Here is a 10,408-nt window from a genome sequence, read left to right as displayed (position 1 = left end):
CGGGGCGCGTGGGCGGCTTCAGCGCAGCGGACGATGCCGGCGAAGCGGCGGGCGGCGCCGATGACGGCGGCGCGGACACCGGGGGCGTGGTCACCACCGTGCCGCAGGCGCCCAGGAGGGCTGCGATGGTGGCCAGCGCGGCTGCGCGAAGGCTTCGACGGGGCATGCGTTCTTCTCCTCTTAGGGGGCTGCGCGCAGCAGTCTAGGAGGCGGATGTGTCCGCGGCGTCGCTCCCGGGACAGGATGCGCACTTTCGTCCGCTGTGGATTACCCGGGGCCTTCAGCCTTTGTTTAGCCTTCGCCTGGCCGCGCGTTCAGCCGCGCAGCAGTTGCGTCACCGTGTGGATCAGCAGCCCCACCAGCCCGCCCACCAGCGTGCCGTTGATGCGGATGAACTGCAGGTCGCGCCCGATGTGGCGCTCCAGCTCGAGCGTCATTTCCTTCGCGTTCCACTCGCCGACGCGCTCCTCGATGTAGCGGCGGATGTCTTCGCGGTAGCGCTCGATGGCCAGCGGCGCCGCGGCCTCGATCTGCTCGTTGATCCAACGGCGGATGGCCTCGTCGCCCTGCAGCCGTGTGCCCAGCGCGCCGGCCATCGAGGCGATGCGCTGGCGGATGGTCGAGTCGCCGCGGCCCAGGTCGTCATGCAGCCAGGAGAGCAGCTCGCCCCACAGGCCATGCAGGTAGTCGCCCAGCGCCGGGTGCGCGATGAGCTCGGCGCGGATCTGTTCGCCGCGCTGTTGGAACTCGGGGTCGAGCTTCAGGCGCACCACGAAGTCGTCGACGAAGTGGTCGAAGCGCCTGCGCATCGGATGCTCGGGCTCGGCCGCCAGCTCGCCGATGGTGCGCGCCACGGCCGCGACGATCTTGCGCGTGGCCAGCTTGGCCGCCACCTGGTCCAGGCCCACGTAGCGCAGCGTCTTGATCTCGCGCGCGATGGCCTCGGTGATGTGCGCCTGCACCTCGTCGCCTTCGAGCAGGCCGGCCACTTGTTGCAAGACGTCGTCGAGCAGCGCCTGGTGGCGTCCGCCGGCCGTGAGTGCGTCGAGCGCCTGGCCGGTGAGCCGCGAGAGATCGATCTTTTCGAGGCCCGCCGCGGCGGCGCGGCCCATGAAGTCGCGCACCCGTTCGTCGTCGAAGGCCGAGAGCCCGTAGCGCGTGGCGGCCACGCCCCATTCGCCGAGCTTCTTGCCGCTCTCGGGCCGCGCCAGCCAGTCGGCGATGCGCCCGGCCGTGTCGAACTGCCGCAGCTTGTCGAGCACCTGCGCGGTGCTCAGGAAGTTGTCGCAGATGAACCCCGCGAGCTTGGCGCCGATGCGGTCCTTGTTGCTCGGAATGATGGCCGTGTGCGGAATCGGCAGCCCCAGCGGATGCCGGAACAGCGCGACCACCGCGAACCAGTCGGCAATGGCGCCGACCATGGCGGCCTCGGCAAAGGCCGCGACGTAGCCCCAGGCGGGGTGCCGTGCATGCAACACGCTCGCCACCGCATAGAGCACGGCGGCGCCGCACAGCAGGCCGAGCGCGACGCGCTTCATGCGCTGGAGACCGTTGCTGGCTTCTGTCAATGGAGAGCCGATGGGTGGGGGCCCGGGGCGCGGGCGCGCCCCGAACGGCAACGCCTCATCTCAACCGATGGCAGGAGAAGCAGCCAGCCGCTCCATGAACAGCTCGCAACGCGCCAGCTGCTCGAGGCTCACGAACTCGTCAGGCTGGTGCGCCTGCTCGATGCTGCCCGGCCCGCACACCACCGTGGGAATGCCCGCGTTCTTGAACAGGCCCGCCTCGGTGCCGAAAGCCACCAGCGTGGTGCCTTCCTCGCCCGCCAGGCGCTGCGCCAGCCTGGTGACCGGGTTGTCGGCCGCGCCCAGGAAACTCGGGATCTCGCAGATCGTCTCGAAGCTGAAGCCCGCGTCGGGCGCCACCTTCTTCATGGCCGGCTCGATGCTGCCCGCATAGGCGATCACGTCGGCCTGCATGCGCTTGGCGTCGGCGGTCGGCAGGTCGCGGAATTCGTAGCGGAACTCCGCGTCGCGCGGCACCACGTTGTCGGCGATGCCGCCGTGGAACTGGCCCACGCTCGCCGTGCTGAACGGCACGTCGAAGCCTTCATAGCGCGGCTCGTTGCGCTCGAAGTCTTCCGCCATGTCGCGCACCTTGCCGATCACGCGCGCCGCCATCTCGATGGCGTTGACCGACTTCGGCGTGAGCGACGAATGCGCTTCCTTGCCGCGCACGCAGCACTTGTAGCGGTACACGCCCTTGTGCGCGATGGCCGGCACCATGCTGGTGGGCTCGCCCACGATGCAGGCCAGGGGCTTGATGCCCGCGTCGCGCATGTCGCGATCAGTTCCTTCACGCCGAAGCAGCCGATTTCTTCCTCGTAGCTGAAGGCGAAGTGCACCGCGAACGGCGAGTCGCTCTCGAGGAAGCGGTGGGCATTGGCCAGCGCGATCGCGATGAAGCTCTTCATGTCGGCCGAGCCGCGCCCGTACAGGCGCTCGTTCTGCACGACGGCCGAGAGCGGGTCGACGCTCCAGTCCTGGCCGTCCCAGGGCACCGTGTCGGTGTGGCCCGAGACGATCACGCCGGCCGGCTTGCCTTCGCCCAGCGTGGCGAACAGGTTGGCCTTGGTGCGCTCGGCGTTGTAGGTGATGCGGCTTTGCACGCCCAGGGCCTTCAGGTGGCTCTGCGCGAAGTCGATCAGTTCGAGGTTGCTGTTGGCACTGACGGTGTTCATGCGCACCAGGGTCTGGGCCAGCAGGAGGCTTTGGGGGGAAAGCGTGTGGAGCATGCGGCACATTCTCCCGGAAGTCGGCGCCGCGTGCCTGCTCAGAACGTGGTGGGGTGGCCGGCGCTGTCGGTCTCCGACACCTTGAAGCGCGCCAGCTCGGCGCGCAGCCATGCGCCCGCCTTGCCCGGCGGGCGCGTCTTGTTCCACAGCAGGTCCACGCCCAGCAGCCAGTCGGTGTGCGGGTAGGCGTCGAGTTGCAGCGCCACCAGCTCGCCGCTGTCGAGCTCGCGCTGGATGAGCCGGCGCGGCAGCGTGGTCCAGCCCAGGCCGGCGCGCGTCATCTCCAGCAGCGCGAGGTAGCTCTCGGCGCGCCAGCATTGCGTGGCGCCCAGGTACTCGGTGGTCGGCAGCCGCTCGCTGTGCGCGCTGAAGGCCAGCCGGCGGTGCCGGTGCAGGTCGGCAAAACTCACCGAAGCCAATGCCGCCAGCGGATGCGCGCGCGCCGCCACGTGCACCATCACCAGCTTGCCCATCTGCACGAAGTCGAGCTCGCGTGCGTAGCCGGGCTGCGCGAACGCGATGCCCAGCTGCGGCTCGCCCGTCAGCACCAGCGCGCTGACGTCGCCGTCCAGCGGGTGGCGCACGTCGAGGTCGACGAACGGAAAACGCTCGGCGAACGCGGTGAACGCGGGCATCAGCACGTTGTAGGGAATCTCGATGGCCAGAGTGAGCCGGGGCTCGACGTCGTCGGCCAGGCTCTGCGCGTGGGCGTCGAGCACGAGGCAGCGGTCGAGCACCTCGGTGGCTTCGCGCAGCAGGCGCTGGCCGGCCTCGGTGAGCGTGGGGATCTTGGTGGCGCGGTCGAACAGCGCCACGCCCAGGTCGACCTCGAGGTTGCCGATGGCCGCGCTCACGGTCGACTGCGTGCGGCCGAGCAGCCGCCCCGCCGCCGAGAAAGAGCCTGCCCGCGCAACGGCGGCGAAGGTCTCCAACTGCTCCAGTGAATAGCGCACGGCGGGCATCCTTCCATCGAAAAAAGCGATGGATACTAACTTTGATTCCCCTGACGGGCCATCGATCATCCGCACCGCTTCGGGCATGCACCGCAGCACACGACAGCGACAACAAACAACGCGGAGACTTTCGATGACCCTTTCTTCCGGCGTCCACCCCGTGGACGAAGTGCTGCCCCCGCAGCAGATGGCGACCTACGGCCTGCAACACGTGCTGGTGCTCTATGCCGGCGCGGTGGCGGTGCCGCTCATCCTGGGCAGCGCGCTCGGGCTCACGCAGGCGCAGGTGGTGACGCTCATCAACGCCAACCTGCTGACCTCGGGCATCGCCACGCTGATCCAGACGCTGGGTTTCTGGAAGTTCGGCGCGCGGCTGCCGCTGGTGCAGGCCTGCTCGTTCATCGCGCTGGCGCCGATGATCATGATCGGCAAGGAGTACGGCCTGCCGCACGTGTTCGGCGCGGTCATCGCGGGCGGCGCGGTCACGATGCTGCTGGCGCCGGTGATCAGCCGGCTGCTGCGCTTTTTTCCGCCGGTGGTGATCGGCAGCCTCATCACCGTGATCGGCATCTCGCTGATGCCGGCCGCGGCCATCTGGCTGGGCGGCGGCAACCCCGACGCGGCCGACTTCGGCAGCGCGCCCAACCTGCTGCTGGGCCTGGCGACCATCGGCGTCACGCTGTTCGTCTATGCGCGCTTCGGCGGCTTCGTGGGCAATCTCTCGGTGCTGCTGGGGCTGGTGGCGGGCACGGCCATCGCGGCGGCCTTCGGGCTCACCGACTTCGCGCAGGTGGGGCACGCGGCGTGGTTCGAGCTGAGCGCGCCCTTCGCGTCGGGTTGCCGGCGTTCGGCATCGTGCCCACGCTCATCATGACGCTCGCGATGCTGGTGATCATGGCCGAGACCACCGGCAACTGCCTGGCCATCGGCCAGATCGTCGGGCGGCCGTCGACGCAGGCCACGCTGGGCAACGCCTTTCGCGCCGACGGGCTCTCGACGGTGATCGGCGGCGTGTTCAACAGCTTTCCATACAACGCGTTCACGCAGAACACCGGGCTCATCGCGCTGTCGGGCATCAAGAGCCGCTACGTGGTGGCCTCGGCCGGCGCCATCATGGTGCTGATGGGGCTGTTCCCCAAGCTGGGCGCGCTCATTGCGTCGGTGCCCCGGCCGGTGCTCGGCGCTGCGCCATCGTGATGTTCGGCATGACCACGGTCGCGGGCATCCAGGAGCTGTCGCGCGTGAAGTTCGAAGGCACGCGCAACGCCATCGTGGTGGCGGTGTCGGTGAGCGTGGGCGTGCTGCCGATGTCGTTCCCCGCGCTGTTCGCGCACGCCAGCGGGCCGCTGCGGCTGGTGCTGGAGAGCGGCATCTTTTTGGGCGCCATCACGGCGGTGCTGCTCAACCTGGTGCTGAACCGGGGCGCCGCCGATGCGGCGCCGGCCGACGAGCAAGCCGTTGTGGTGCATTGAGCGTCACACGACCTTTTCCTTTTTCCTTTTCAAAGACATCCTGCCGACATGAACGCTCACGCACATTCCTCCACCCCCACCACCCCCGCCGCCGACCTGTCGCCCCGCGACCTCGAGCTGCTGCGCATGACCATCCGCCTGTCCGACGAATCGAGGCGCGCGGGCGCCATCCGTTCGCCGCGCTGGTGGCCGACGAACACGGCGAGGTTGTCGTCACCGCCGGCAACAACTCGATGCCGCCCGAGGGCGACCCCACGCAGCACGCCGAGCTGGTGGCCGCCGCGCAGGCCGCGCGCCGGCTCACGCCCGAGCAGTTGGCGCGCTGCACGCTGTTCACGAGCGCCGAGCCCTGCTGCATGTGCTCGGGCGCATCTACTGGACGAACATCGGGCGCGTGGTCTACGCGCTGTCGGAGCACACGCTGCTCGGCCTGACCGGCGACCACCCCGAGAACCCGACCTTCTCGCTGCCCTGCCGCGAGGTCTTCGTGCGCGGGCAGCACAAGGTCGAGGTGGTCGGCCCGCTGCTCGAGGACGAGGCGGCCGCACCGCATCGGGGCTTCTGGAACGCCGGGCACTGAGCGACCCGGCCGGCGGGCGAATGGCACGCGGGGTTGCGCGTATCTACGCGGTGCCTCCGGCGGGCAGAGTGGATAGACTGGCGTTTTGAGATCTCCACCGCCATGAAACTCATCGATTCGCTCGTCACGCAGGCGGCCGGCATCGCCGCCGTGCGGCGTGACCTCCACGCCCATCCCGAACTCTGCTTCGAAGAAGTCCGCACCGCCGACGTGGTGGCGGGCAAGCTCACCGAATGGGGCATTCCCATCCACCGGGGGCTCGGCACCACCGGCGTGGTGGGCATCGTCAAGAACGGCACCAGCCACCGCGCCGTCGGCCTGCGCGCCGACATGGACGCGCTGCCCGTCACCGAACTCAACACCTTCGCCCACGCCAGCAAGCACCACGGCAAGATGCACGCCTGCGGCCACGACGGCCACACCGCGATGCTGCTGGCCGCCGCGCAGCACCTGGCCAAGCACCGCAACTTCGACGGCACCGTGTACCTGATCTTCCAGCCGGCCGAAGAAGGCGGCGGCGGCGCCCGCGAAATGATCAAGGAAGGGCTGTTCGAGCAGTTCCCCATGGACGCCGTGTTCGGCATGCACAACTGGCCCGGCATGAAGGCCGGCCAGTTCGCGGTGAGCCCCGGCCCGGTGATGGCGTCGGGCAACAAGTTCTTCGTCAACGTGATCGGCAAGGGCGGCCACGCGGCGCTGCCGCAGACCGGCATCGACCCGGTGCCGATCGCCTGCGAGATCGTGCAGGCCTTCCAGACCATCCTCACGCGCAAGATGAAGCCGACCGACTCGGCCGTGATCTCGGTCACCACCATCCACGCTGGCGAGACCAACAACGTGATCCCCGACAACTGCGAGCTGTCGGGCACCGTGCGCACCTTCTCGCTCGAGGTGCTCGACATGATCGAAGCCAAGATGAAGCAGATCGCCGAGCACATCTGCGCCGCGCACGACGCCACCTGCGAGTTCCGCTTCGAGCGCTACTACCCGCCGACCATCAACACCGAGGCCGAGGCCGACTTCGCGCGCCGCGTGATGGGCGGCATCGTCGGCCCCGACAACGTGCTCAAGCAGGAGGCCGCCATGACCTCGGAAGACTTCGCCTTCATGCTGCAGGCCAAGCCCGGCGCCTACGCCTTCATCGGCAACGGCGACGGCGCGCACCGCGACGTGCACCACGGCGAGGGCCCGTGCACGCTGCACAACGCGAGCTACGACTTCAACGACGACCTCATTCCACTGGGTGCCACTTGCTGGGTGCAGATCGCCGAGCAGTTCCTGGGCAACGGCAAGCCCGGCGGCGCGGCCGACTGATCGCGCCATGATCGCCATCGCCGAAGCCTTTTCCCCGCGCTACGCCCAGGCGCGCCAGAAGTTCCTGCAAGGCTGCGTGAGCGCCGGCCTCACGGTCGAGCCGCATGCGCACCCGCTGAAGGGCCGCGACGGCGAAGACCTGTCGATGGACGTCGCGCTCGACGGCGACGCGAATGCCGAGCACCTGCTGATCGTCACCAGCGCCTGCCACGGCGTGGAGGGCCATTGCGGCAGCGGCGTGCAGGTGTTCGCGCTGCACGACGCCGAGTGGCGCGAAAAGGCCAGGGCGAAGGGCGTGGCCGTGCTGTACGTGCACGCGCTCAACCCGCACGGCTTTTCGTACGGCCGGCGCGTGACGCACGAGAACGTCGACCTGAACCGCAACTTCATCGACTTCTCGAAGCCGGTGCCGGTCAACGAGCCCTACGCCAAGCTGCACGAGTTGCTGCTGCCCGCCACCTGGCCGCCCACGCCCGAGAACCAGGCGGCCGTGGCCAAGTGGATCGAGAAGCACGGCGCCACGGCGTACCAGGCGGCCGTCACCAGCGGCCAGTACCAGTTCGACGACGGCCTGTTCTTCGGCGGCAAGGCCCCGACCTGGAGCAACAAGACCATTCGTGGCGTGCTCAAGCGCCATGCGGCCAAGGCCAGGCGCGTGGCCTGGATCGACCTGCACACGGGCCTGGGCCCCAACGGCCTGGGCGAGCGCATCTTCGCCTGCCGCGACGACAAGGTCGCCTACCAGCGCGCCAACGCGTGGTGGGGCACGCCGGCCGCGCCGGTGACGTCGATCTACGACGGCTCGTCGACCTCGGCGCTGCTGCGCGGCCTGATGTGGGACGCGATGTACGAAGAGTGCCCGCAGGCCGAGTACACCGGCATCGCGCTCGAATACGGCACGTTGCCGATCCTCGAGGTGACGGGTGCCCTGCGCGCCGACCATTGGCTGCACAAGCACCCGCAGGCTCCGGCCGACCTGGCGGACGGCATCCGCGCGCGGATGGTGGAAGCCTTCTATACCGACACCGATGCGTGGCGCGGGCAGATCGTCAGCCAGGCGCGGCAGGCGATGTTCCAGGCTGTGGATGGGCTCAGCGGCTGAGCTTGCTTGAGCCCGGGCCCCCTGGGCCATGGGCACTCACCCCGCACCGGCGGTTCAGGTCCGGACCCGCCCATCCCCCGTCAGCATCGACAGCTCGACGAACTTCGACCCCACGTGGTTCTTCGAAGAGAACGACACCTCGAACCCGCCGAACGGCTGGCGGTCGATGCTTTCCAGTCCCGCGATCAGCCCGTCGCGCGTCGGCTTGCCGGACACCTTGCGCAGCCCCTCGGTCAGCACCTTCGCCGCCAGGTAGCCTTCCATGCTCGAGAAGTTCGCGCTCGCGCCGTTGCCGGCCTTGCGCACCGCTTCCGTGAACTCGCGCGTCAGCGCATTGGCCGCGTTGTAGGGCGAGGGCACCACCTGCGTCACCATCACGCCGGCCGCTTCCTTGCCCAGCTCGTCCGCCAGCGCCTGCGTGCCCACGAACGACAGGTTGAAGAACGTGCCGCCGTAGCCCGCCTTGCGCGCCTCGCGAATGAACGCGGCGCAGGCCTTGTAGGCGCCGATCTGCACCACCGCGTCGGGCCGCGCCGCCACGATGGCCTTCACCGCCGGGGCCACGTCCACCGAGTTGCGCTCCACCGTCGCCAGCGCCACCGGTTTCAGCTCCTGCTGCGCCAGTGCCAGCGTCACACCGTCGAGCCCGGCCTTGCCGTAGGCGTCGTTCTGGTGGAACACCGCGATCTTCTTCAGGCCCAGCGTGGTGAGCTGCTTGACCATCATCGCCGTCTCGTCGTTGTACGACGCGCGCAGATGGAACACGTTCTTCTGGAACGGCTCGCGCAGCGACATCGCGCCCGTCACCGGCGCGATGAACGGCACCTTGTCCTTCACCGCCAGCGGCAGCGCGGCCAGGCTGGTCGGCGTGCCGATGTAGCCGAAGAGCGCGAACACGTCTTCCTCGATCAGCTTTTGCGTGTTGGCGGCGCAGCGGTCGGGCTCGTAGCCGTCGTCGAGGTTCTTGATCACCACGTTGCGGCGGCCCGGCTGCGCGTTGTATTGGTCCAGGAACAGCTTGGCGCCCTGGTTGAACTGGATGCCCAGCTGCGCCGACGGCCCGGTGAACGGTGCCGACTGGCCCAGCACCAGCGGCGTCTCGCCCTGTGCCCGGGCCATGCCGAAGTGGCCCAGCGTGGCGGCCGCGCCCGCGGCCAATGAAAAACGGCGTCGATTCATCATCGTCATTTCGAAAACCCCCTCCCGCGCTCTGATACGCGCACAAATTAGACTTGTCCGATGCCCCACGCACCGGATTCCCTGCTCGAAGAAGCACCACCCCCGCCCGCCACGTCCACCGTGCTGGGGGCCTGCCCCCACGACTGCCCGGACACGTGCGCACTCGTCACCACCGTCAAGGACGGCGTGGCCGTGAAACTGCAGGGCAATGCCGCGCATTCGCACACCGGCGGGGTGCTGTGCACCAAGGTGTCGCGCTACATCGAGCGCAACGACCACGCCGAGCGACTGGTTCAGCCGCTCAAGCGCGTCGGCCCCAAGGGCAGCGGCCAGTTCGAGCCGGTGAGCTGGGACGCCGCGCTGGACGACATCGCCGCGCATCTTCGAGTATTACAGGGAAAACCCGAAGTCATTGTCCCCTACAGCTATGCGGGCACCATGGGCCTGGTGCAGGGCGAGTCGATGGACCGGCGTTTCTTCCACAAGCTGGGCGCGACCCTGCTGGACCGCACCATCTGCTCGATGGCGGGCGGCGAGGCCATGGTCTACACGCTGGGCGCCAAGGTCGGCATGCGCATCGAGTTCTTCGCCGAGGCCAAGCTCATATTGATCTGGGGCAGCAACTCGATTGCCAGCAACCTGCATTTCTGGCGCCACGCCCAGGCCGCCAAGCGCGCCGGCGCGCGGCTGGTGTGCATCGACCCGCGCCGCACCGAAACCGCCGACAAGTGCGACGAACACATCGCGCTGCTGCCCGGCACCGACGCCGCGCTGGCGCTGGCCCTGATGCACGAACTCATCGTGCACGACTGGCTCGACCACGACTACATCGCCAACCACACGCTGGGCTGGGAGCAGATGCGCGAGCGCGCGCTGCAGTGGCCGCCGTCGCGCGCGGCCGCGGTCTGCGGCATTCCCGAAGAACAGATCGTGTCGCTGGCCAAGGCCTACGGCACCACCAAGCCGGCGGCCATCCGCCTGAACTACGGCATGCAGCGCGTGCGCGGCGGCGGC

7 protein-coding genes and 3 pseudogenes are annotated in these 10,408 nt (G+C 68.9%); 6 read left to right on the top strand and 4 right to left on the bottom strand.

Going from position 1 to position 10,408, the window contains the following annotated elements; genetic code table 11:
* Positions 1 to 314: 314 nt before the first annotated feature.
* The 3 genes and pseudogenes from BMG07_RS37415 to BMG07_RS37405 all read right to left on the bottom strand — a co-directional run bounded on the left by BMG07_RS37415 (position 315) and on the right by BMG07_RS37405 (position 3,747).
* Positions 315 to 1,538: a DUF445 domain-containing protein gene (locus BMG07_RS37415; protein ID WP_198088721.1), complete on the bottom strand. Its 1,224-nt coding sequence runs from the start codon at positions 1,536 to 1,538 to the stop codon at positions 315 to 317.
* A 90-nt stretch (positions 1,539 to 1,628) separates the two neighbouring features.
* Positions 1,629 to 2,794, bottom strand: a pseudogene (argE, locus tag BMG07_RS37410) (acetylornithine deacetylase).
* 38 nt (positions 2,795 to 2,832) lie between these two features.
* A complete protein-coding gene (locus BMG07_RS37405) occupies positions 2,833 to 3,747 on the bottom strand; it encodes a LysR family transcriptional regulator (protein ID WP_198088720.1) in 915 nt (304 codons plus the stop codon).
* Positions 3,748 to 3,775: 28 nt separating this feature from the next.
* On the opposite strand from BMG07_RS37405, the pseudogene BMG07_RS45245 reads away from it, so the two are divergent.
* From BMG07_RS45245 to BMG07_RS37385, 5 genes and pseudogenes are all read left to right on the top strand, one after another.
* Positions 3,776 to 4,944: pseudogene (locus BMG07_RS45245) on the top strand (nucleobase:cation symporter-2 family protein).
* An 8-nt stretch (positions 4,945 to 4,952) separates the two neighbouring features.
* Positions 4,953 to 5,219 carry a hypothetical protein gene (locus tag BMG07_RS44495; RefSeq protein ID WP_307867270.1) on the top strand — a complete coding sequence of 89 codons (267 nt, stop codon included), beginning with the start codon at positions 4,953 to 4,955 and terminating at the stop codon, positions 5,217 to 5,219.
* Positions 5,220 to 5,267: 48 nt separating this feature from the next.
* Positions 5,268 to 5,799: pseudogene (locus BMG07_RS37395) on the top strand (nucleoside deaminase).
* Positions 5,800 to 5,901: 102 nt separating this feature from the next.
* On the top strand, positions 5,902 to 7,113 hold the full coding sequence (locus BMG07_RS37390; RefSeq protein ID WP_198088719.1) for a M20 aminoacylase family protein: 1,212 nt from the start codon (positions 5,902 to 5,904) through the stop codon (positions 7,111 to 7,113).
* Positions 7,114 to 7,120: 7 nt separating this feature from the next.
* The gene (locus tag BMG07_RS37385; RefSeq protein WP_198088718.1) at positions 7,121 to 8,215 is read left to right on the top strand and encodes a M14 family metallopeptidase; all 1,095 of its coding nucleotides are present in this window, start codon (positions 7,121 to 7,123) and stop codon (positions 8,213 to 8,215) included.
* Positions 8,216 to 8,269: 54 nt separating this feature from the next.
* Here BMG07_RS37385 and BMG07_RS37380 read toward each other — a convergent pair whose 3' ends face one another.
* Positions 8,270 to 9,397: an ABC transporter substrate-binding protein gene (locus tag BMG07_RS37380; protein ID WP_198088722.1), complete on the bottom strand. Its 1,128-nt coding sequence runs from the start codon at positions 9,395 to 9,397 to the stop codon at positions 8,270 to 8,272.
* Between the two features lie 57 nt (positions 9,398 to 9,454).
* Between BMG07_RS37380 and BMG07_RS37375 the strand changes: the two genes are divergently transcribed.
* On the top strand, positions 9,455 to 10,408 hold a 954-nt coding region (locus tag BMG07_RS37375), incomplete at its 3' end, for a molybdopterin-dependent oxidoreductase (RefSeq protein WP_198088717.1).

The sequence above is a fragment of the Variovorax sp. E3 genome, from assembly GCF_016082275.1.
Classification (GTDB): Bacteria; Pseudomonadota; Gammaproteobacteria; order Burkholderiales; family Burkholderiaceae_C; genus Variovorax.
The sequence above is the reverse complement of the archived record's forward strand: the minus strand, read 5'-3'. Positions and strand labels throughout refer to the sequence as shown.

Bases quoted from the DNA above. Each gene is read 5' to 3' on its own strand.
- BMG07_RS37380 (WP_198088722.1), bottom strand. From the start codon at position 9,397: ATGATGAATCGACGCCGTTTTTCATTGGCCGCGGGCGCGGCCGCCACG.
- BMG07_RS37390 (WP_198088719.1), top strand. From the start codon at position 5,902: ATGAAACTCATCGATTCGCTCGTCACGCAGGCGGCCGGCATCGCCGCC.
- BMG07_RS44495 (WP_307867270.1), top strand. From the start codon at position 4,953: ATGACCACGGTCGCGGGCATCCAGGAGCTGTCGCGCGTGAAGTTCGAA.
- BMG07_RS37385 (WP_198088718.1), top strand. From the start codon at position 7,121: ATGATCGCCATCGCCGAAGCCTTTTCCCCGCGCTACGCCCAGGCGCGC.
- BMG07_RS37415 (WP_198088721.1), bottom strand. From the start codon at position 1,538: ATGAAGCGCGTCGCGCTCGGCCTGCTGTGCGGCGCCGCCGTGCTCTAT.